Below are 21,944 nucleotides of genomic sequence, written 5' to 3'. Positions count from 1 at the left end.
GCGGGCCGTGGGGCGGCGGTGTCAGCCGGGATGGGGCCGGGCGGCGGCGTCGCGAGGTCCGGTCGAACCACGCACGACGAGCTGGACGGCCAGGTGGTGGTGGTGCACCGGAACGGCCGCGGGGTCCCCGACCAGGCCGAGCAGCATGTCGACACCGGCGCGTCCGCTGCTGACCAGCGGCAGCCCGACGCTGGTCAGCGCCGGGGAGGTCAGTGCCGAGACCGGGATGTCGTCCGTGCCGACGACGCTGACGTCGTCGGGCACGCGGACCCCCCGTTGCCGGAAGCGCTCCAGCAGTCCGAAGGCCACGACGTCGTTGTAGGCGAGCACCGCGGTGGCGCCGCTCGCCAGGGCCAGGTCGCCGGCGGCGACCCCGCCGGACACGTACGGCTGGAAGAAGCCGAGGTCGACCACCTCGGTGTCCTCGTGCTCGCCGCCGAGCTCGAGGAAGGCGGCCAGACGCTCTCGGTTGGACCACGACGTGGCGGGCCCGCCGACGTAGGCGAGCCGCCGGTGGCCCAGCGCCCGCAGGTGGCCGATGGCCTGGCGCACGCCCTCCCGGTTGTCCACCGTGACCGACGGGATGTCGCCACGTCGACGGTTGACCAGCACGAGCGTGCACTCCCGGGCGAGGTCGTCGAGCACCTCGCCGGGCGCCCGCGGGGAGCACAGGATGAGGCCGTCGACCTGCTTGGCGAGGTTGCGGGCGAGCTCGCGCTCGATGCTCGGGTCCTCGTCGGAGTCGGCGATGAACACCGCGTACCCCGCCGAGCGTGCCTGCAGCTGGACGCCCTTGGTCACCGAGGCGAAGAACGGGTTCTCGATGTCGGGCACGATCAGCCCGATGTTGCCGGTGCGTCCGGTGATCAGGGTGCGGGCGGCCGCGTTGGGGCGGTATCCCATCCCGCGGGCGGTGGCGAGCACCCGGTCCCGGGTGTGCGCGGCGACGTCGTCGGGGCGGCTGAGCGCGCGCGAGACCGTCGACACCGAGACCCCGGCGACGCGGGCGACGTCGCGAGCGCTGACGGCCACCGGACCCCCCTCGCCTCGTCCGGCCACCTCGGTGTGGCCGTCCGACGGTCATCCTGCAAACGATTGCAGCAGAGCGTCAAGACCTCGCAGCGGATCGTGACCTCTTCGCGTCCTGCACCGGCACCTGGCGGCGACTTTCCTGCTCAGCGAGGTGGACAGTTGCCACCCGGGCTGCAACGGGGTCATCATCGTCGTCTCAGCCCAGTGTCACGACGCCGCCCGTCGCGTCGGCGTGGGTCAACGCCTCGACGAGGAGACGTCATGCCGGCTCGCCCCCATCCCGCGGCCCGCGCGCCACGCCGCCGCCCGTGCCCGGCTCCCGGGGTGCGGTCGTGAGGATCGAGCGCGCCGAGGTCCTCGTCACCAGCCCGGGACGCAACTTCGTCACGCTGCGGATCACGACCACGGACGGCGTCGTCGGGCTCGGCGACGCGACCCTCAACGGCCGCGAGCTCGCCGTGGTGTCCTACCTGCGCGACCACCTCGTGCCGCTGCTGGTCGGCCGCGAGGCGAACGACATCGAGGACACCTGGCAGTACCTGTACCGGGGGGCCTACTGGCGTCGCGGCCCGGTGACGATGTCGGCGATCGCGGCGGTCGACATGGCGCTGTGGGACATCAAGGGCAAGGTCGCCGGTCTGCCGGTCTACCAGCTCCTCGGCGGTCGCAGCCGTCGGGGGGGCCTCGCCTACGGTCATGCGTCCGGCAGCACTCTCGAGGCGCTGTTCACCTCGGTGCGCAACCACCTCGACGAGGGCTTCCGGGCCATCCGCATCCAGACCGGCGTCCCCGGCCTGAAGAAGATCTACGGCGTCGGCGGCGACCAGGCGCGCGGGCAGAAGTACGACTACGAGCCGGCGGGGCGCACCGCGGTCCCGGTCGAGGAGGACTGGGACACCCGGTTCTACCTGCAGCACATCCCCGGCGTCTTCGAGGCGGTCCGCGCGGAGTTCGGCGCCGGCCTGCCGCTGCTGCACGACGCGCACCACCGGCTCACCCCGAACCAGGCGGCTCAGCTCGGGCGCTCCCTGGAGCCGTACGACCTGTTCTGGCTCGAGGACTGCACCCCGGCCGAGAACCAGGAGGCGCTGCGACGCGTGCGGGCGATGACCACCACGCCGCTCGCGATCGGCGAGGTCCTCAACAGCGTGCACGACTACCAGACGCTCATCACCGAGCAGCTCATCGACTACGTGCGCTCGTCGGTCACCCACGGCGGCGGCATCACCGCGATGCGCAAGCTGATGGACTTCGCCGCGATCTACGGCATCAGGTCCGGCTTCCACGGGCCGACCGACATCTCTCCCGTGGGCATGGCCGCCGCCCTGCACCTGAGCATCGCGCTGCACAACTTCGGCATCGTCGAGTACATGCCGCACAACGCCCAGACGCTGGAGGTGTTCCGGACCGGGTACACGTTCACCGACGGGCTGCTCGACCCGGGCGAGGCGCCCGGCCTGGGGGTCGAGGTCGACGACGAGCTCGCCGCCACCTTCCCGTACACGCCCGCCTACCTGCCGGTGAACCGGCTGCTGGACGGCACGGTGCACGACTGGTGACGCCGGTCGTGGGGCGACCGAGACCGGGTCGGCGGAGTGGGATTGCGCTTACCATGGTTGACGGGACGAGGCCGTCCCACCGCATCCGCCGGTTCGGCTGACCGGCACCGGCGGCCCACCGGCGGACGGCCGGAGCCCGGCCGCGCGGCGCGCGGGCAAGGACACGCAGTGACCCTCGAGGAGGTCCGACCATGACCACCACCGACCCCGGGGCGCTCGCGCTCGCCGACTGCGCGCTGCTGCTGCGCCCCGACGACGACGTCGCTGTCCTCACCCGGGAGCTGCCGGCCGGGACGCGCGTGCGCACGGCGTCCGGGGAGATCGTGCTGCCCGGTGACGTGCCGCGCAGCCACAAGCTCGCGGTCCGTCCGGTGGCGGCCGGCGCCCCGGTGCGCAAGTACGGCCAGTCGATCGGCCGCGCCACCGCGGACATCCAGCCCGGTGAGCACGTGCACGGCCACAACCTCGGCATGGACGACACCGCCCGTGCGTACGAGTTCGCGGCGGTGCACCACGAGCTGACCGCCCCCGAGGGACCCGTCCGCACCTTCCAGGGGTACCGCCGGGCGAACGGCAAGGTCGGCACCCGCAACTACATCGCCGTCCTGACGTCGGTGAACTGCTCGGCCTCGACCGCGAAGATGATCGCGGCCCACTTCGGGGGGATGGCTCTGGACGCCTACCCGAACGTGGACGGCGTCGTGGCGCTCACGCACGGCAGCGGCTGCGGGCTGGTTCCCGGCAGCGACGGCTCCAACATGCTGGTGCGCACGCTGCGCGGGTACGCCCAGCACCCGAACGTCGCCGGACTGCTCGTGCTCGGGCTCGGCTGCGAGATGGTGCCGGTGCAGTCGCTCGTCGACGGGCTCGACCTGCCGGCGGACACCCTGGTGCAGACGCTCACCATCCAGGCCACCGGGGGCATCCGCGCCACCGTCAAGGCCGGCATCGAGAAGATCACCGAGATGCTGCCCGAGCTGGACGCCCGCCGGCGGGAGCCAGCCCCGGTGAGCGAGCTCGTGCTGGGTCTGAACTGCGGCGGCTCGGACGGCTACTCGGGCATCACCGCCAACCCGGCGCTGGGTCACGCGTCGGACCGTCTGGTGGCGATGGGCGGGACGTCGATCCTCGCCGAGACGCCCGAGGTCTTCGGTGCCGAGCACCTGCTGACCCGGCGCGCGGTCTCCGAGGCCGTCGGTCGCAAGCTGCTGACCCGGATCGACTGGTGGCAGGACTACGCCCGTGCGGGCGGCGGCAGCCTCGACAACAACCCCTCGCCGGGCAACAAGGCGGGTGGCCTGACGACGATCCTGGAGAAGTCCCTGGGCGCGGTCGCCAAGGCGGGGCAGGCGGACCTGGCCGACGTGTACGAGTACGCCGAGCCGGTCACCTCACGGGGCATGGTGTTCATGGACACCCCCGGCTACGACCCCGTGTCGGTGACCGGCATCATCGCCGGCGGCGCGACCGTCGTCTGCTTCACCACGGGTCGCGGCTCCGTCCTGGGTGGCCGACCGACGCCGGTGCTCAAGCTCGCCACGAACACCGAGATGTACGAGCGCATGAGCGACGACATGGACCTCAACTGCGGGCGCATCGTGGACGGCACCGCGACGGTGCCCGAGGTCGGCGACGAGATCTTCGAGCGCATCATCGCCGTCGCCTCGGGCGAGACGACGGTGAGCGAGGAGCTCGACCTGGGGCAGGACGAGTTCATCCCGTGGCAGCTGGGCACGGTGACCTGACCGGCCGCCCCCAGGGTCAGCGACCGGCGCGGGCCTGCACCGAGGCGAGCACGTCGCGAAGGACCGCGTTCGCGGTCGCGACGGCCTCGTCCACGAGTCTCCGGCCGGTGGTGGTGAGGCTGACGAGCAGGGCGCGGCGGTCGTGCGGGTCGGGTGCCCGCTGCACGTGACCGGCTCGCTCCAGCCGGTCCAGCCGGTTCAGCCGGCCGGTCATGCCACCGGTCGTCAGCATGGGGCCCGGTCCGGCCGCCGACGCCCCACCTGCTACGGCCGGCTGGGCCCGACCGCGGTGGTGTGCCGGCGTGGTGCGGACCAAGCGGTGGGGCCGGCGGCGCTCGGCTGCGTCGTGCTCGCCCAGCACGGCACGGCGGCACGGAGGCCGGGCCGGCGGGAGTGCGCTGCGTCCGACGTGTCGGTGATCCGTGCTTCGATGCCGGTACGGCCCAGCGGGCAGCACCAGGAGGAGTGCGCATGAAGATCGAGTTCGTGGCCGGCTTCGGCCCCATCGCGCGGTCCGGCGCGCAGTCGCTCGCGTTCTGGTCCGGTGCGCTGGGGCTCACGCTGGAGGAGGCGGCACCGGGGTACTTCCACACCGAGGCGGTGGCCGGCGTGAAGGCGTTCGCGATCTGGCCGCTCGCTCAGGCGGCCGAGGCGACCTTCGGCTCCCCGCAGTGGCCGGCCGACCTGCCGGTCCCGCAGGCCTGGATCGAGCTGGACGTCGCCTCGCCGCAGGCCGTGGCCGACGCCGTCGCCGAGCTCCGGGCGGCGGGGCACACGGTCCTGTCCGACGCCCACGAGGAGCCCTGGGGGCAGACGACGTCGCGCCTGCTCAGCCCGGAGGCGCTGCTCGTGGGTATCAGCCACACCCCGTGGATGCACGGCGAGGCCGCGCCGTGAGGCTGCGCCCGTACCGCGAGGACGACGGTCCGGCGACCCTCGAGGTGTTCCGTCGGGCCGTGCGCGAGGCCGCGAGCCGCGACTACGCACCGGACCAGATCGACGCGTGGGCGGGGGCGGTCACCGATGCCGCGGGCTGGGCCGATCGCCGGCGCTCGCGCCGTACGCAGGTGGCGGAGGTCGGCGACCGTGTCGTCGGGTTCACGGACGTCGACGCGGACGGGTACGTCGACATGCTGTTCGTCCACCCGGACCACGTACGCCAGGGGATCGGCTCGGCGCTGCTCGAGTGGGCGCGCACCACCGCCGAAGGGCTGGGCGCGCACGAGCTGACGACGAACGCGAGCCTGACCGCCCGGCCCGTGTTCGAGGCGCACGGCTTCACGGTCGTCGCCGAGCAACGACCGGTGGTCCGCGGCACTGCCCTGACGAACTTCCGGATGCGGCGCCCGCTCGGGGGCTCGACGAGCGGGGCGGGGACGAGCGAGGCCGGCGGGTGAGCCCGCGCGGGCCGGGAGCGGCCGGAGGGCGTCCGGTGGCCCGCACCCGGGCGCGGGCCGTGCGCGCCCCGCGGCGGCCCGCGCGGTCAGCTCACCGCGCCGGGACGGCACCGAGCAGGTCGGCGACCTCCGCGCGCAGCGCCCTGCGGAAGCCGTCGTGCTCGCGGACCGGCTCGCTGAACACCTCGTGCACGCCGAGCATCCGGTCGGCCAGCCCCGCGTCGTCGCCGGCCGCGACCTCGCGCAGCCGGTCCGTGAGCGGGTCGTCCAGCGGCAGCTCGCGACCCGTGACGTCGCGGCCCCGCGCCACGAACACCACCCAGGCGGCCACCGCCCGGGTCGCGGCAGCCGGCACGGTGCCCGCGGCCAGCCGGTCGGCGATGGTGCTCACGAGGCGGATCGGCACCTTCTGCGAGCCGTCGCCGGCGACCTGGAGGGTCGTGTAGCCCGTGCTGGGGTTCGCGAACCGCTCGAGGATGTCGTCGCGGTACTGCCCCAGCTCGAGGTCCGCCGGAGCAGTCAGGGTCGGGATCACGTCCTCGTCGAGCAGTCGACGCGCGACCGCGGCGATCTCCGGGTCGCAGACCGCCTCGTCGATGAGGCGGTGACCGCGCAGCGCGCCGAGATAGGCGACCGTGGAGTGGGTGCCGTTGAGCATCCGCAGCTTCGCCCGCTCGTACGGGGCGACGTCGTCGGTGAGCGTGGCGCCGGGGACGAGCTCCCAGCTCGGGCGCGGGCCGGCGAACAGGTCCTCGACGACCCACTGCATGAACGGCTCGGCCACCACGAGCGCCTCGTCGCGCCACCCGGACAGCGCGCTGGCCTCGGCCTGGTGCGCCGGCGTGGTGGCCGGCGTGATCCGGTCGACCATGGTGACCGGGAACCGGACGGACTCCTCGACCCACTGGCGCAGCCGGGCAGCGCCGGGACCCGGGACGGCCTCGAGGATCCCGTCGACCAGCCCGGCGACGACCCGGCCGTTGTCCATCATGTTGTCGCAGCACACGACGGTCAGCGGTGCACCGTGCGCCCGGTGACGGCGGGCCAGCCCGCGCACGAGGGCGCCGATGGGCGTGCGCGCGGGCTCGTCCCCCGACGAGCCGGACAGCTCGGCGGTGAGTGCGGCGACGTCGGCGGCGAGGTCGGCGTTGGCCAGGTCCGGCCCGCCGGCCGGCGCGCGGCGGTAGCCCTTCTCCGACACGGTCGACGACACGATGTGGGTGCCGGGGGCGGCGATCGCGGACAGCACGCGCTCGGCGTCGTCCACGAGCGACGCGGCGCCCCGCATCGAGCCGATCACCCGCAGCGAGGTGCTCTCGCGGCCCTTGGTGAGCACCCCGTACAGGCCGTCCTGCGGCCTGAGCTGCTCGGCGACCCGGGCGCTGCGGCCGGTGACGCCGAGGATGCCCCAGCGGTTCTCGCCCGCGGCGGCGGCCGCCTCCTCGGTGAACACCGCCTGGTGCGCCCGGTGGAACGCGCCGACACCGAGGTGCACGATGCCGACCGACGTCGAGCGGGGGTCGACGGCGGGCGGACGGACGTCGGCCGTGGGTGCGGCGGCGTCGAGCGTGCTCAGGGACAGTCGGGGCAGCGCATCGGGGGAGGTCATGGGGGTCAGCTTTCGTCGGGGGTGCGGACGGCGGGCGGGCGGGGACCGGTGGAGCCCCGCACCACGAGGGAGACGGGGGCCGGTCGTGGTGGCCGGTCGGTCACCTCGGCAGCGGGCCGCAGCAGCGCGTCCACGGCGGTACGGCCGAGCAGGCGCAGCGGGAGGGCGACCGTGGTGAGCGCCGGACTGACCTGGGTGGCCGGCGGCACGTCGTCGAACCCGACGACGGACACGGCGTCCGGGACGCGGACGCCCCGCAGCCGCAGCCGGTCCAGGACGCCCAGCGCGACGAGGTCGTTGTAGGCGAGCACCGCGGTCGCCCCGCTCGCCGTGATGAGGTCGGCGGCGGCCACCCCACCGGCGAAGACGGCCGGGAAGTGACCGAGGTCGACCAGCTCGACGTCCGGCCGGGCGGCGACCACCGCAGCGAGGCCGCGACGACGTTCGTGGTCGGACCACGAGTCGGTGGGGCCGCCGGCGTAGGCGATCCGGCGGTGCCCGAGCGCGTGCAGGTGCTCCAGCGCCTGGCGGACGCCGTCGACGTTGTCCACCGTGATGCCGCGCAGTCCCGGTGCGTCGCGGTTCACCAGCAGCACGGCGGGGCCGCCGGCCCGGGCGGCGAGCGCGGCCAGCGCGTCGTCGGACATGCGTGGCGAGCACAGCACGAGACCGTCCACGTCCGGGGCGAGGTGGTCGACGAGCTCCGACTCGAGGGCGGAGTCCTCGTCGGCGTCGGCGACGACGACGGTCATCCCCGCGGTCCGCGCGCGGTGCTGGATGCCCTTGACCAGGCCGGAGAAGAACGGGTTCTCCATGTCCGGCACGATCACCCCGAGCCGGCGCGTGCGGTGGGCGGCGCCGCCCCGGTCGACGCCGGGCGGTCGGTACCCGAGGTCGTCCGCGGCGCGCAGCACCCGCTGACGGCGCTCGGTCGCGACCCCGCCGGGCGGCGCCGCCAGGGCGCGGGACGCCGTCGCGGGGGAGACCCCGGCAGCGCGGGCGACGTCGCGGAGGGTGACCACGGGCTCCCCTCGGCGTCGTCGGCATCGTCGGCTAGTTGAAACGCGATTGCACCACGTTTCACCGTCCCTCACAAGGATGGCCGAGCGCTCGGTCACGCCCTCGCCGGTCCCTTGCCTGAGCAGCGCCGATCCCGCAGACTCGAGGCGAACTCGTGTTTCACACCGTCTCATCGTGGAGGTCTGTCGTGACCGCTCTGTCCCCGGGCGCCTGGGCGCTGCACCCCGACCGGGCGCTGCCGGCCGACCCGGTCACCCGCGAGCTGGCCCGCGCGGTCTACGCCCAGACCCGTGACCTGCCGATCGTGTCGATGCACGGGCACGTCGACGCCGGGATGCTGCGGCGCGACGAGCACTTCGGGAACCCGGCCGAGGTGTTCGTCGTCCCCGACCACTACCTGGTGCGGATGATGGTCTCGCAGGGTGTCCCGCACGACGCCCTCGGCGTCCCGCGCCGCGACGGCGCGCCGGTCCAGACCGATCCCCGGGAGATCTGGCGCACCTTCTGCGCGAACTGGACGCTGTACCGCGGCACGCCGACCCGCTACTGGCTCGAGCACGTGTTCGTCGAGGTGTTCGGGCTCAGCGCACGGCCGTCGGCCGAGACGGCCGACACGCTCTACGACGAGGTCGTCGCCAAGCTGGCCACCGACGAGTACCGGCCGCTCGCGCTGTTCGACCGGTTCGGGATGGAGATCGTCGCGACCACCGATCCCGCCACCGCGACCCTCGCCGACCACGCCGCGCTCGCCGAGCGCGGCTGGGGCGAGCGGATCGTGCCGACGTTCCGTCCCGACTCCCTGCTGCAGGTCGACCGGCCCGGCTGGGTGGACGACGTCGCGGTGCTGGCCGAGCGGGCGGACCTGGCGGTCGACGCCTACCCGGCCTTCCTGCGTGCGCTGGAGCAGCGCCGAGCCGCGTTCGTCGCCGCCGGTGCCCGCGCGACCGACCACGGTCACCTCTCCGCCGGCACGACGCCGCTGTCCGCGGACGAGGCGTCGCGGATCTTCGCGGCGGCCCTGCGCGGTGAGGTGAGCGCCGCCGAGGCGGACGCGTTCAGCGGGCACATGCTGTTCGAGATGGCGCGCATGTCGACCCAGGACGGTCTGACCATGCAGGTCCACCCCGGCGTGCTGCGCAACCACAGCGCCGAGGTCTTCGCCGCGCGCGGGGCCGACGTCGGCTACGACATCCCGGTGCCGACGGAGTACACCCACAGCCTGCGGCCCGTGCTCGAGGCGTTCGGGCACCACCCCGACCTGCGGCTGATCGTCTTCACCGTGGACGAGACCGTCTTCGCGCGCGAGCTCGCCCCGATGGCCGGGGTGTACCCGGCGATGAAGCTCGGTGCGCCGTGGTGGTTCCTGGACACGCCGGACGGCATGCGCCGCTACCGCGAGGCCGTCACCGACACCGCGGGGTTCTACAACACCACCGGCTTCGTCGACGACACCCGGGCGTTCTTCTCCATCCCGGCCCGCCACGACCTGGCCCGCCGGATCGACGCGGGCTACCTCGCCCGGCTCGTGGCCGAGCACCGGCTGGAGCTGGACGAGGCGGTCGAGACGGCGGTCGACCTCGCGTACGCCCTGCCGAAGGCGGCCTACCCCGCACTGCGCTGAGGTCGGCGCCGACCGGTGCCCGGGCGGCACGCCGGCGTGCCGAGCCGGCGCGGCACCGGTCGGCGGGTCGGGTCAGGCGAGCGTGGCCGCGACGACGAGCATGACCGGCGCCGCCAGCAGCGTCGTCACCAGGCCGGCGTCGCGCGCGACCGCCTGCCCGCGTCCGTACTGCAGCGCGTAGACCAGCACGTTCTGCGCCGTCGGCAGCGCCGACATCGTGACGACCGCCAGCAGGGCCGCACCGTCCAGCCCCAGCAGCCGGCCGATCCCGGCCGCGAGCAGCGGGTGCACGACCGACCGCAGCGACACGGCCAGGACCAGCTCGCGGCCGACCCGGTGCCGGCCGGTGCCTCGCGGGCCGGCGAGCGACATGCCGAACGTGAGCAGCGCCAGCGGGGCGGCCGCGGCGCCCACGATCCGGAACGGCTCGAGCAGCACGTCCGGCACGTCCCCGGGCAGGGCGGACAGCAGCAGCCCGGTCAGGGTGCCGATGATGATCGGGTTGCGCAGGGTGCGCCCGAGCACGCCCCGGGCACCGACGCTCACGCTGCCGGCGGCGCCGGCCGCGGCGTCGTCGGGCACCGGGCGCCGGGAGTCCAGCACCGTGAAGGCGACCGGCGCGAGCACGAGCAGCTGGAACAGCAGGGTGGGCACGACGGCGGTCGCGTCGCCGAGCAGGTACACCGCGAGCGGCAGGCCGAGGTTGCCGGCGTTGACGTACGACGACGCCAGGGTCACGACGGTCGCCTCGCCGCCGCCCAGGTGCCACAGCCCGCGCGCGACCGCGAGCGCGATCGCCGCGACCACGACCGTGCTGATCGCGATCGTGAGCGCCGTCCGCGACGCGAGCAGGTGCAGGTCGGCGTGGGCGATCGTCACCAGGAGCAGGGCGGGCGTCGCGACCGCGAACACCGTGCGGGCCAGCACCCGATCGGCCCCCTCACCCAGCAGGCGGCCCCGCCCGATCAGCCAGCCGACGACGCCGATCGCCGCCATCGTGCCCAGCGCGGTCGCCACGGCTCCCATCAGCGTGCCGCCGTCGCGGACGGACGGCTGGGCACGGGCACGCGGTGATCCTCGCAGAGGCGGTGGGCCCCCGCCGACGCCGTCCTACGCTGGCCCGAGACCCGACCGAAGGAGGCCGACCCGATGGCCGAGCCCGTGGACGCCGGCACGTCCCCGGTGGAGAGCGTCGACCGGGCGCTGCTCACCCTGCAGACGCTGGCACGCGCCGGTGCCACCGGGATGTCGCTGGCCGAGCTGGCCGGTGCCCTGCACCTGAACAAGTCCACCGTGCACCGCGCGCTGGCCGCGCTGCGGTTCCGTGGCTTCGTCGCGCAGGACTCGGCGACGGGTGCCTACCTGCTGGGGTCGGCCGCGACCCGGCTGTCCGACGACTTCCTCGGCGACGAGAACCTGCCGGTCCTGCTGCACGCGGGCCTGGTCGCGCTGTGCGGCGTCGCCGACGAGCTCGTGCACCTCGGCGTGCTCGACGGCACCCAGGTCGTCTACCTCGACAAGGTGGAGCCGGAGCGGTCGGTCCGGGTCTGGTCGGCGGTGGGCCGGCGCAGCCCCGCCGTCACGACCGCGCTCGGCCGGGCGCTGCTCGCCTTCCGGGGCACCGACCGGTCGGCGCTGGCCGGCTACGTCCGCGCCGCGGGACGCGACGGGGTCGACGTCGACCACGTCTGGCAGGTCCTCGAGCAGGCGCGCGCCCGCGGGTACGCGACCGAGGTGGAGGAGAACGAGGCCGGCATCAGCTGCGTCGCCGTACCGCTGCTGCGGTCGGGGTCCGCGGTCGCGGCCGTCAGCGTGACCGCACCTGCGGAGCGGATGACACCCGAGCGGGTCGCCGCCCTGCACGCACAGGTGCTCGACGTCCTCCCGCCGCTCCTGCCGGCCGGGCTGCACCTGCCCTGACCCGCGCCCGCCCGGGCTGTCCCTTGAGCAGCCCGCGGCGGTGTGCGATCCTGTGTTGCGGAGAGCGATATTGCCATTCCGCCTAGCGAAACGGAACCCCCGATGGACGTCCTGTCCTCCCTGCGCGCCGCCCGTCTCGTCCCCGTCGTCGTGCTCGACGACGCCCGGCAGGCCGACGGCCTGGCCGCCGCCCTGGTCGCCGGTGGGCTGCCGGTCGCCGAGGTGACGTTCCGGACGTCCGCCGCGCAGGACTCCATCCGCGCGATGGCCGACCGTGGCGACATGCTCGTCGGTGCGGGGACCGTGCTGACGCCCGAGCAGGTCGACCAGGCCGTCGCCGCCGGCGCCAGCTACGTCGTCTCGCCCGGACTGAGCCGCGCGGTCGTCGAGCGGTGCGGCGAGCACGGTGTGCTCGCGCTGCCGGGCGCGGTGACCGCGACGGAGATCCAGGCCGCTGTCGAGCTCGGGCTGACCACCGTGAAGTTCTTCCCGGCCGGGACGTCCGGCGGTGCGCCGGCGATCGCCGCGCTGGCCGCCCCGTTCGCCGGCGTCTCCTTCGTGCCGACCGGCGGCGTCGGTCCCAAGAACCTGCAGGACTACCTCGGCATCGCCTCGGTCGCCGCCGTCGGCGGCTCGTGGATGGTGCCTCGCGACGCGGTCAAGGACGGCGACTTCGACCGCGTCCGGACCCTCACGGCCGAGGCCGTCGCCCTCGTCCAGGGCTGAGCACCGCGTCGCCCGTCCCGGCGCCGGCCCGCGGGCACAGCACCGCACCCCACACACCACCGCACGCACCCACCGGACAGCCGTCCGGCCGAGCAGCGAGGACCCCGCGCATGACCGAGCCGACCACCGCCCTGACCATCCGGCCCGCCGAGGAGTGCCGCTACGACGCGGTCTCGCTGGGCGAGGTCATGCTCCGCCTCGACCCGGGGGAGGGCCGCATCCGCACCGCCCGCCAGTTCAAGGCCTGGGAGGGGGGCGGCGAGTACAACGTGACCCGCGGCCTGCGCCGTGCCTTCGGCCTGCGCGGCGCGATCGTCACCGCGCTCGCGGACAACGAGATCGGCCGCCTGGTCGAGGACTTCATCATGACCGGCGGGCTCGACACCCAGTTCATCCGGTGGGTGCCGTACGACGGCATCGGCCGCGGCGTGCGCAACGGCCTGAACTTCACCGAGCGCGGCTTCGGCGTGCGCGGCGCCGTCGGCGTGTCCGACCGCGGCAACACCGCCGCGTCGCAGCTCACGCCCGGCGACGTCGACTGGGACCACCTGTTCGGTGAGCTGGGCGTGCGCTGGCTGCACACCGGGGGCATCTTCGCAGCGCTCAGCGAGACCGCTGCCGAGACGGTCATCGAGGCCGTCACGGCGGCGAAGCGGCACGGGACCGTCGTCTCCTACGACCTGAACTACCGGCCGAGCCTGTGGAAGGCGATCGGCGGCCAGGCCAAGGCGCAGGAGGTCAACAAGGAGATCGCGAAGCACATCGACGTGATGATCGGCAACGAGGAGGACTTCACCGCGTCCCTCGGGTTCGAGGTCGAGGGCGTCGACGAGAACCTCTCCGCGCTGGAGGTGGACAAGTTCGCCGCGATGATCGAGACCGCCGCCGCCGCGTACCCCAACTTCCAGGTCATCGGGACCACCATGCGAACGGTCCACTCCGCGAGCGTCAACGACTGGGGCGCCATCGCCTGGTCGCGCGAGACCGGCGTGGTCCAGTCCACCCACCGCGAGCGGCTGGAGATCATGGACCGCGTCGGTGGCGGTGACTCGTTCGCGTCCGGCCTGATCTACGGCCTGCTTGACGGCCAGTCGCTGCAGACGGCGGTCGAGTACGGCGCCGCCCACGGCGCGCTGGCGATGACCACGCCGGGTGACACCACCATGGTGACCAAGGCCGAGGTGCTCAAGCTCGCCGGTGGCGGCGGGGCGCGCGTCGACCGCTGAGCCATCGGCCCACCCGGACCGGCACGACCCGACCTGCGAGGAGAGCCATGACGTTCGACCTGACCGGCACGCGCGCGTTCGTCACCGGCGCCGGGACCGGCATCGGCCGCTCCGTCGCGCTGGAGCTGGCCCGTGCCGGCGCCGACGTGGCGATCACCTACCGCACGCACGACGGCGGGCCGGTGGTCGCGGAGCTCACGGCGCTCGGACGCACCGCCGTCGCCCTCCCGATGGACGCCACGGACAGCGCGGACGTGGACCGCGTGGTCGCGCACGCCGCCGAGGCGCTGGGCGGCGGGATCGACGTCCTGGTCAACAACGCCGGCGGGCTCGTCGGCAGGCGCTCGGTCACCGAGATGACCGACGAGCACTGGCACGCCGTCCTGGACGTCAACCTCACCAGCATGTTCTTGGTGACGCGCTCCGTCCTGCGCCACATGCCCGACGGTGGCCGGATCATCTCGATCAGCTCCCAGGCCGGTCAGAACGGCGGGGGACCGGGTGCGGCGGCGTACGCGGCGGCCAAGGCCGGCATGGACGGTCTGACCCGTGCGCTGGCCAAGGAGCTCGGCCCGCGCCGGATCACCGCCAACTCCGTCGCGCCCGGCTTCATCGGCGACACGCCGTTCCAGGAGACGTTCACGCCGCAGGACGCCCAGCGCGCGGCGATCGCGGGCATCCCGGTCGGCCGCCCCGGCGTGCCCGCGGACGTGGCCGCAGCCGCCGTGTACCTGGCCTCGGAGCAGGCCGGCTTCACCAACGGCGCGGTCATCGACGTCAACGGCGGCGCCTGGCTCCGCTGACCTGCCCCACAGACCCGCCGAGTGCGACGTTCTCGCCCCTTCGAGGACCTCGAAGGGGCGAAAACGTCGCACTCGGCGGTGGTGGTGGGGTGGGGTGGGGCGGTGCGGGTGGGGACTACCTCACGTCGTCGTCCACCCAGTCGAAGGTCTTGGTGACGGCCTTCTTCCACAGGCGGTACTGGCGGGCCCGCTCGTCCTCGTCCATCGCCGGCTCCCAGCGCTTGTCCTCGGCCCAGTTGTCGATGACGTCCTGCTCGCCGTTCCAGAACCCGACGGCGATCCCGGCCGCGTAGGCGGCGCCGAGCGCCGTGGTCTCGGCGACCTGGGGGCGGATCACCGGCACGCCGAGGATGTCGGCCTGGAACTGCATGAGCGTCTCGTTGACGACCATGCCGCCGTCGACCTTGAGCTCGGTCAGGTCGACGCCGGAGTCGGCGTTCATCGCGTCCAGCACCTCGCGGGTCTGGAACGCCGTCGCCTCGAGCACCGCCCGGGCGATGTGACCCTTGTTGACGTACCGGGTCAGCCCCACCAGCGCCCCTCGTGCGTCCGAGCGCCAGTACGGCGCGAACAGACCGGAGAACGCCGGCACGAAGTACGCCCCACCGTTGTCCTCCACCGTCGCGGCCAGCCGCTCGATCTCCGGCGCCGAGCTGATCATCCCCAGGTTGTCGCGCAGCCACTGCACGAGCGACCCCGACACCGCGATCGACCCCTCCAGCGCGTACACGGTCGGCTGATCGCCGATCTTGTAGCAGACCGTGGTCAGCAGCCCGTTCTTGGACGGGATCGGCTCGGTACCCGTGTTGAGCAGCATGAAGTTGCCGGTGCCGTAGGTGTTCTTCGCGGTGCCCACCTCGAAGCACGCCTGCCCGAACGTCGCGGCCTGCTGGTCGCCGAGGATCCCGGCGATCGGCACCCCGGGGACCATCCCGCCCTCGCGGCCCTTGCCGTACACCTCCGAGGAGGACCGGATCTCGGGCAGCATCGACATCGGGATGCCCATCTCGCCCGCGATCTCCTCGTTCCACGACAGCGTGTCGAGGTTCATCAGCATCGTCCGCGAGGCGTTGGTGGGCTCGGTGACGTGGATGCCGCCGTCGGTGCCGCCGGTCATGTTCCACAGCAACCACGAGTCGGTGTTGCCGAACAGCAGGTCGCCGCGCTCGGCCTTCTCCCGGGCGCCGTCGACGTTGTCCAGGACCCACTTCACCTTGGGGCCCGAGAAGTACGTGGCCAACGGCAGGCCGACCCGGTCCTTGTACCGGTCCGCCCCACCGCCCAGTGCGGCCAGCTCGTCGCAGATCTTCTGCGTGCGGGTGTCCTGCCACACGATCGCGTTGTAGACCGGCGCGCCCGTGGTCTTGTCCCACACGACCGCGGTCTCGCGCTGGTTGGTGATGCCCACCGCGACGATGTCACGGTGGCTGAGGTTGGCACGGGTCAGCGCGAGCCCGACCACCTCCCGGGTGTTGCGCCAGATCTCGGCCGCGTCGTGCTCGACCCAGCCGGCCTTGGGGAAGATCTGCTCGTGCTCGAGCTGGCCGGACTCCACGATGGAGCCGGAGTGGTCGAAGACGATGGCGCGCGTGCTGGTGGTGCCCTGATCGATCGCGAGGACGTAGTCAGCCATGGGGATGGGGGCCTTTCTCATCATTGAGGGTGCCGCCGGGTCGGCGGCGGGAGGCGGAAGGTGGGTGGCAGCGGCGCCCGCCGGCCTCGGGCGACGGGCGAGCTCGGTCAGGTCAGTCGATCAGCGCCGCGACCCAGCCGGCGAGCATGCCGCCGGCGATCGGCCCGAGGATCGGCACCCAGGAGTAGGCCCAGTCGCTCGACCCCTTGCCCTTGATGGGCAGCACGGCGTGCGCGATGCGGGGGCCGAGGTCACGGGCCGGGTTGATGGCGTACCCGGTCGGGCCACCGAGGCTCGCGCCGATGGCGACCACGAGCAGAGCCACGGCGAGCGGGCCGAGCCCGCTCGGCGTGTTGCCGAACTGCAGGATGATGTACACGAGCACGAACGTGCCGACGAGCTCGGTGAGGAAGTTCCAGCCGTACGACCTGATCTCGGGGCCGGTCGAGAAGACGCCCAGCTTGACCGCCGGGTCGGCCGGCTCGTCGAAGTGGTTCTTGTAGCACAGGAACGCCAGCACGGCGCCGAGGAAGGCGCCGACGAGTTCGGCTGCCAGGTACACCAGGGTCGACGTCACCGTCACCTCGACCCCCGGGGCGTACTCGGCGGCGCCGTTGGCGAGCAGGCCCAGGGTGACGGCCGGGTTCAGGTGAGCCCCGGAACGGTAGGCGGCGAAGACACCGACGAACACCGCCAGGCCCCAGCCGAAGTTGATCAGCAGCCAGCCGCCGCCGAAGCCCTTGGTCTTCGGCAGGATGACGTTGGCCACCACGCCGGCACCGAGCAGGAGCAGCAGCCCCGTGCCGATGACCTCGGAAAGAAAGACTTCTCCCACGTTGACCTCTCAGGTGTGTTGACGGGACGTCCTTGTCACGTCCGCGCCGCCGGCAGGGGCCGCGGCGCGGGACCGCCGGTGCCCATGCGGGCACCGGCGGAGCTCAGTCGGCGCGGGTCAGCTCGCGCAGCGGGGTGATGTCCGGGGCGCCGTGCCGCACGCGCTGGGCGGCCTCGTCGTCCGGTGCCAGCTCGGCGGCCGCCTCCGCCTCCGCGCGTGCGGTGTAGGCGGCGACCTCCTCCGCACGGGTCGACGCGTCCCAGCCGAGCAGCGGCGCCACGATGTCCGCGATCTCCTCGATGGCGCCCAACCCTCGGTCCGCCTGCTCGTAGTTCAGGCGGGTCCGGTGGAGGAAGACGTCGTCGAGGTGGAGGGCGCCCTCGTGGGTGACCGCGTAGGCGATCTCGACCCGCAGGTACGCGGGGGCGCCGGCCAGCCGCTCACCCAGGCCCGGGTCGGCGTCGACCATCTCCAGGAGCTCGGGGAGCATGGAGCCGTACCGGTGCAGCAGGTGGTCGAGCATGGCGCGTGACCACCCGTAGCGCCGCGCGATCGTGGGCGCCTGCCGCTGGAGGACCTGCAGCCCCTCCGCCCCGGCGAGCGGGATCGTGTCGGTGATGGACGGCAGGGTGTGCGCGCGCCCGCCGATCGCGAAGTCGATCGCGTCCTTGGCCATCACCCGGTACGTGGTCAGCTTGCCGCCGGCGATGACGGTCAGGCCGGGCGTCGGTGAGGCGGTCGTGTGCTCGCGCGACACCTTCGCCGACGACGTGCCCTCCTTGGTCCCGGGCTGGAGCAGCGGGCGCAGGCCGGCCCACGTCCCGATGACGTCCTCCCGGCTGATCGGGCGGGACAGCACCGTGTTGGCGTGGTCGATGACGTAGTCGACGTCGGCGGCGTTGGCCACCGGGTGCACCAGGTCCTCGTGCCAGGCGGTGTCGGTCGTGCCGATCACCCAGTAGCGGGACCACGGGATGATGAACAGCACGCTCTTCTCGGTCTGCAGGATCAGGCCGACGTCACCGGCGATCCGGTCCCGCGGGACGACGATGTGGATGCCCTTGGACGCCAGGACGCGCAGGCCGCCGTCGGTCCCGGCCAGGGACTCGGTCTCCTCGGTCCACACGCCGGTCGCGTTGATGACGTGGCGTGCGCGGACGTCGAACGTGCGGCCGGTCTCCAGGTCGGTGACCGTCGCACCGGTGACCGTGCCGCCCTCGGTCGTGGTCATCGCGACCACCTGCGTGCGCGAGGCGGCGTGCGCCCCGTAGGAGACGGCCGTGCGGACCAGGGTCGAGACGAGCCGTGCGTCGTCGACGCTCGCGTCCCAGTAGCGCACCGCCCCGATCGCCGCGTCATGGCGCAGGTCGGGGAAGAGCTTCTCCAGGCCGCGACGGGTCACGTGCCGGTGGATCGGCAGCGCTCGACGGCGGCCGTTGACGCTGGCCAGCGTGTCGTACAGCGCGACCCCGGCACCGACGTACGCCCGCTCCCACATGCGGTGCTCGAGCGGGTACAGGAACGACACCGGCCGCACGAGGTGCGGCGCGAGGCGGGTGATGAGCAGGTCGCGCTCGGTGAGCGCCTCCCGCACGAGGTGGAAGTCCAGCATCTGCAGGTACCGCAGGCCACCGTGGACGAGCTTGCTGGACCGGCTCGAGGTGCCGCTGGCCCAGTCCTGCGCCTCGACGATCCCGACCTTCAGGCCACGGGTGACGCCGTCGAGCGCGATGCCCGCGCCGGTCACCCCGCCACCGATCACCAGGACGTCGAGCTCGTGGCCCGAGGTGGTGCTCGCCTCGAGCTCCGTCAGGGCCGAGCTGCGTGCGTGCGCCGTCAGTGCCGCTGTCTTCACCGTGTCCTCCCTCTGCGCGACCCGGTCGGGTCCCGCTGCGCACACGTGCCTCCCGACCCCCGTTGTCCGGAATGTCCCGCATGCAGCCCCTATGCTTCTCACTCCGCGAACGGACGCGCAAGCACCGTGCACATATGTGCACACCACGAAGGGGTGGACATGGCCGAGGAGCGCGAGCAGGACGTCCTGCGGGCGGCGTCGATGTACTACCTGCAGGACATGAAGATGGAGGTCATCGCGCGACAGCTGCAGACCTCACGGTCGACGGTGTCGCGACTGATCAAGCGGGCCCGGGAGACCGGACTGGTGGAGATCACGCTGCGGCCGGCGAGCACGCGCGCGCCCGGGCTCGGCCACACGCTCGGCACGCGGTTCGGCGTCGCGGCGTACGTGGTGCCCGTCCCCGACTCCGCCGCGCAGATCGACCGCCTCGACCAGGTCGCGGTCACGTCCGCCAAGCTGCTCGCGTCGTGGTTCGACTCCGACATGGTGATGGGCATCGCGTGGGGGACGACGCTCGCCGCGGTGAGCCGGCACCTGGTCCACAAGCCGACCCGGGGCAGCGCCGTGGTCCAGCTCAACGGGGCCGCGAACACCCGCACCAGCGGCATCGAGTACGCGAGCGACCTGATCTCCAGCTTCGGCTCGGCGTTCGACGCCGCGGTGCACCACTTCCCGGTCCCGGCGTTCTTCGACTTCCCGGACACCAAGGCGGCCATGTGGCGCGAGCGGTCGGTGCGCCGCGTGCTGGACGTGCAACGACGTGCAGACATCGCGCTGTTCTCCGTCGGGGCGGTCGCCGGGGCGGTCCCGAGCCACGTGTACTCCGCCGGCTACCTCGACGACGCCGACATCGAGATGCTGCACGGGGAGGGCGTCGTCGGCGACGTGTGCACGGTGTTCCTACGGGCCGACGGCAGCTACCTCGACGTCGCCCTCAACGCCCGGGCCACCGGCCCGACGCCCGCCGAGCTGCACCGCGTCCCGCGCCGGGTGTGCGTGGTGTCGGGGGACAACAAGGCCGTCCCCCTGCTCGCGGCGCTGCGGTCCGGCGTCGTGACGGACCTGGTCATCGACGAGCTCACCGCGCAGCGCCTGCTCGACGTCGCCGGTCCGGGGTACGGGGGTGCGGACGGCGGCCGCCGGTCGGGCTCGACGGGGACCGGTGCCACGGCCGCCGTCGGGCGGGCGCCGATACGGTGAAGCCGTGACCCGGACCTCCCTGACCGTGCGCCCCGCCGTACCCGCCGACGTGCGCGCGATCCGGGACCTGGTCGCCCCCTACGCCACCGAGCGGATCCTGCTGGCCAAGGAGCTGGTCGGCTACTACGAGTCGGTCCAGGAGTTCGTCGTCGCGCAGGACGAGGCCGGCGAGGTCGTCGGGTGCGGCGCCCTGCACGTGATGTGGGACGACCTGGCCGAGATCCGCACGCTGGCGGTCTCGCCGCTGTGGCGGCGGCGCGGGGTGGGGCACGCGCTGCTGGACGCCCTGGTCGACCGGGCCCGCGCGATGGGCCTGCGGCGGCTGTTCTGCCTGACCTTCGAGGTCGAGTTCTTCACGTCCCACGGGTTCCGGGCCATCGACGGCACCCCGGTGGCCCCGGAGGTCTACGCCGAGCTGCTCCGGTCGCACGACGACGGCGTCGCGGAGTTCCTGGACCTGGCCAGGGTCAAGCCGAACACCCTGGGCAACACCCGGATGCTGATCGAGATCGACTGACGGGCGCGGGGCGGACCCGGCCCGTGCCTGTCAGGCCACGGGCGGGGCTGGGCAGGGCGGGCCCTGGCCCAGCGGCGGGAGCTCAGCCGGGCAGGCGCAGTGCCGGGTCCTCGCCGGCACCCACCCGCTGCACCAGGCCGTCGGCGACGAGCCCGTCGACGCAGCGCTGCAGCTGCCCGGCGTCGGGCCACAGGTCCGCGACGGCGGTCAGGGGGAGCGGGCCGGTGGCGTCCCGCAGGGCGTGCATGACGCGGCCCCGGACCTGCCGGTCGGTGCCGACCCAGCCCTGGCTGCGTCGCCGGTCGGCATGCTGGTCCCCGGGGTAGCCGGCGGCCCGCCACCGGCACAGGTCGGCCACCGGGCAGTCGGTGCACCGCGGTGACCGTGCCGTGCACACCACCGCCCCGAGCTCCATCGACGCCGCGGCCCACGCGGCCGCGTCCGCTGCGGCGGCGGGCACGAGCGCGGTCGCCTGGCGCACCTCGGCGGCGGTCTGGGACGGCGGGGGCAGCGCGTGCCCGCCGACGACGCGCGCGACCACCCGGCGCACGTTGGTGTCCAGGACCACCGAGCGGCCGCCGTGGGCGAACGCGACCACGGCGGCGGCGGTGTAGCTGCCCACCCCGGGCAGCGCCCGCAGCGCCCCCTCGTCCCCAGGGACGACGCCGCGGTGACGGTCCACCACCGCGCGCGCGCACTCCTGCAGGCGCAGGGCACGGCGGGGGTACCCCAGCCGGCCCCAGGCCCGCAGCACCTCCGCGGTGGGGGCCTGCCCCAGGTCACGCGGGCTCGGCCACCGCTCCATCCATCGGGTCCACACCGGCGCGACGCGTGCTGCCGGGGTCTGCTGCAGCATGACCTCGCTGACCAGGACGCCCCACGGCGTGCGGTCCGGCGCACGCCAGGGCAGGTCACGCCGATGCTCGGCGAACCAGGCCACGGTCCGGGGGACGAGGTCGGCCGCGGGTGCCCCCGCGTCGTCGGCCACGGGCACGGCCGGGCAGGACGGGACGGGCGGCTCGGGGGGCTCGGTGGGCACGCGCACATGGTGCCTGACCGGCCCGACGGCGGCGTCCGGCGCGGCGCCCCGGCGCCGGAGGTCGGGCGCCGTACGGTGGGTGGGTCGATCCCGCCGCCGGCCACGAGCCCCCGGTCCCCGGACCGGGTCGTCGACGGCGACGTCGGTCCGCCGGCCTCGCGTCGAACGGGCCGGGTCGGTCAGCAGACGAGGTCGGCCGCCAGC

At 73.7% G+C, this 21,944-nt stretch carries 20 protein-coding genes; 11 read left to right on the top strand and 9 right to left on the bottom strand.

Annotated features, from left to right (window positions below; all coding sequences use genetic code 11):
* Positions 1-21 precede the first annotated feature (21 nt).
* Positions 22-1,032 (bottom strand): LacI family DNA-binding transcriptional regulator, encoded by a 1,011-nt coding sequence (locus tag Q0840_RS00480; RefSeq protein WP_298454740.1) that lies wholly within the window; start codon positions 1,030-1,032, stop codon positions 22-24.
* 332 nt (positions 1,033-1,364) lie between these two features.
* On the opposite strand from Q0840_RS00480, the gene manD reads away from it, so the two are divergent.
* Both manD and Q0840_RS00470 read left to right on the top strand, forming a co-directional pair.
* A complete protein-coding gene (gene manD, locus Q0840_RS00475) occupies positions 1,365-2,591 on the top strand; it encodes a D-mannonate dehydratase ManD (protein WP_298454737.1) in 1,227 nt (408 codons plus the stop codon).
* 191 nt (positions 2,592-2,782) lie between these two features.
* On the top strand, positions 2,783-4,336 hold the full coding sequence (locus Q0840_RS00470) for a UxaA family hydrolase (RefSeq protein WP_298454734.1): 1,554 nt from the start codon (positions 2,783-2,785) through the stop codon (positions 4,334-4,336).
* A 16-nt stretch (positions 4,337-4,352) separates the two neighbouring features.
* On the opposite strand, the gene Q0840_RS00465 is transcribed toward Q0840_RS00470, so the two are convergent.
* A complete protein-coding gene (locus tag Q0840_RS00465; RefSeq protein ID WP_298454731.1) occupies positions 4,353-4,568 on the bottom strand; it encodes a hypothetical protein in 216 nt (71 codons plus the stop codon).
* Between the two features lie 239 nt (positions 4,569-4,807).
* Between Q0840_RS00465 and Q0840_RS00460 the strand changes: the two genes are divergently transcribed.
* Entirely contained in the window at positions 4,808-5,233 is a 426-nt protein-coding gene (locus tag Q0840_RS00460) for a glyoxalase (protein WP_298454728.1), read from the top strand.
* Positions 5,230-5,733, top strand: coding sequence for a GNAT family N-acetyltransferase (locus Q0840_RS00455; protein WP_298454725.1), 504 nt, complete (start codon positions 5,230-5,232; stop codon positions 5,731-5,733). Before Q0840_RS00460 ends, Q0840_RS00455 begins: the two co-directional genes overlap by 4 nt.
* A 91-nt stretch (positions 5,734-5,824) precedes the next feature.
* Here Q0840_RS00455 and Q0840_RS00450 read toward each other — a convergent pair whose 3' ends face one another.
* Both Q0840_RS00450 and Q0840_RS00445 read right to left on the bottom strand, forming a co-directional pair.
* Positions 5,825-7,342 (bottom strand): mannitol dehydrogenase family protein, encoded by a 1,518-nt coding sequence (locus tag Q0840_RS00450; protein ID WP_298454723.1) that lies wholly within the window; start codon positions 7,340-7,342, stop codon positions 5,825-5,827.
* A 5-nt stretch (positions 7,343-7,347) separates the two neighbouring features.
* Positions 7,348-8,364 carry a LacI family DNA-binding transcriptional regulator gene (locus Q0840_RS00445; protein WP_298454720.1) on the bottom strand — a complete coding sequence of 339 codons (1,017 nt, stop codon included), beginning with the start codon at positions 8,362-8,364 and terminating at the stop codon, positions 7,348-7,350.
* Between the two features lie 194 nt (positions 8,365-8,558).
* On the opposite strand from Q0840_RS00445, the gene uxaC reads away from it, so the two are divergent.
* Entirely contained in the window at positions 8,559-9,983 is a 1,425-nt protein-coding gene (uxaC, locus tag Q0840_RS00440) for a glucuronate isomerase (protein ID WP_298455501.1), read from the top strand.
* 72 nt (positions 9,984-10,055) lie between these two features.
* Here the strand turns inward: uxaC and Q0840_RS00435 are convergent, their stop codons facing one another.
* On the bottom strand, positions 10,056-11,009 hold the full coding sequence (locus tag Q0840_RS00435; RefSeq protein ID WP_298454717.1) for an AEC family transporter: 954 nt from the start codon (positions 11,007-11,009) through the stop codon (positions 10,056-10,058).
* 123 nt (positions 11,010-11,132) lie between these two features.
* Between Q0840_RS00435 and Q0840_RS00430 the strand changes: the two genes are divergently transcribed.
* The 4 genes from Q0840_RS00430 to Q0840_RS00415 all read left to right on the top strand — a co-directional run bounded on the left by Q0840_RS00430 (position 11,133) and on the right by Q0840_RS00415 (position 14,658).
* Positions 11,133-11,903, top strand: coding sequence for an IclR family transcriptional regulator (locus Q0840_RS00430; protein WP_298454714.1), 771 nt, complete (start codon positions 11,133-11,135; stop codon positions 11,901-11,903).
* A 102-nt stretch (positions 11,904-12,005) separates the two neighbouring features.
* Entirely contained in the window at positions 12,006-12,629 is a 624-nt protein-coding gene (eda, locus tag Q0840_RS00425) for a bifunctional 4-hydroxy-2-oxoglutarate aldolase/2-dehydro-3-deoxy-phosphogluconate aldolase (protein ID WP_298454711.1), read from the top strand.
* 110 nt (positions 12,630-12,739) lie between these two features.
* A complete protein-coding gene (locus Q0840_RS00420) occupies positions 12,740-13,855 on the top strand; it encodes a sugar kinase (protein WP_298454708.1) in 1,116 nt (371 codons plus the stop codon).
* 47 nt (positions 13,856-13,902) lie between these two features.
* Positions 13,903-14,658 (top strand): SDR family NAD(P)-dependent oxidoreductase, encoded by a 756-nt coding sequence (locus tag Q0840_RS00415; protein WP_298454706.1) that lies wholly within the window; start codon positions 13,903-13,905, stop codon positions 14,656-14,658.
* A gap of 115 nt (positions 14,659-14,773) precedes the next feature.
* On the opposite strand, the gene glpK is transcribed toward Q0840_RS00415, so the two are convergent.
* The 3 genes from glpK to Q0840_RS00400 all read right to left on the bottom strand — a co-directional run bounded on the left by glpK (position 14,774) and on the right by Q0840_RS00400 (position 18,981).
* A complete protein-coding gene (glpK, locus tag Q0840_RS00410; protein ID WP_298454703.1) occupies positions 14,774-16,291 on the bottom strand; it encodes a glycerol kinase GlpK in 1,518 nt (505 codons plus the stop codon).
* A 112-nt stretch (positions 16,292-16,403) separates the two neighbouring features.
* Positions 16,404-17,126, bottom strand: a complete 723-nt coding sequence (locus Q0840_RS00405; protein WP_298454701.1) for an MIP/aquaporin family protein — start codon at positions 17,124-17,126, stop codon at positions 16,404-16,406.
* A gap of 103 nt (positions 17,127-17,229) precedes the next feature.
* Entirely contained in the window at positions 17,230-18,981 is a 1,752-nt protein-coding gene (locus Q0840_RS00400) for a glycerol-3-phosphate dehydrogenase/oxidase (protein ID WP_298454699.1), read from the bottom strand.
* A 159-nt stretch (positions 18,982-19,140) separates the two neighbouring features.
* On the opposite strand from Q0840_RS00400, the gene Q0840_RS00395 reads away from it, so the two are divergent.
* Entirely contained in the window at positions 19,141-20,184 is a 1,044-nt protein-coding gene (locus tag Q0840_RS00395) for a sugar-binding transcriptional regulator (RefSeq protein ID WP_298454696.1), read from the top strand.
* Between the two features lie 4 nt (positions 20,185-20,188).
* Positions 20,189-20,701 carry an amino-acid N-acetyltransferase gene (locus tag Q0840_RS00390; protein ID WP_298454693.1) on the top strand — a complete coding sequence of 171 codons (513 nt, stop codon included), beginning with the start codon at positions 20,189-20,191 and terminating at the stop codon, positions 20,699-20,701.
* An 82-nt stretch (positions 20,702-20,783) separates the two neighbouring features.
* On the opposite strand, the gene Q0840_RS00385 is transcribed toward Q0840_RS00390, so the two are convergent.
* Positions 20,784-21,695, bottom strand: a complete 912-nt coding sequence (locus Q0840_RS00385) for an A/G-specific adenine glycosylase (protein ID WP_298455498.1) — start codon at positions 21,693-21,695, stop codon at positions 20,784-20,786.
* Positions 21,696-21,944: the final 249 nt, after the last annotated feature.

This window comes from uncultured Cellulomonas sp. (assembly GCF_947494015.1).
In the GTDB taxonomy this organism is placed as follows: domain Bacteria; phylum Actinomycetota; class Actinomycetes; order Actinomycetales; family Cellulomonadaceae; genus Pengzhenrongella.
This window is presented reverse-complemented; position numbering and strand designations above follow the sequence as displayed.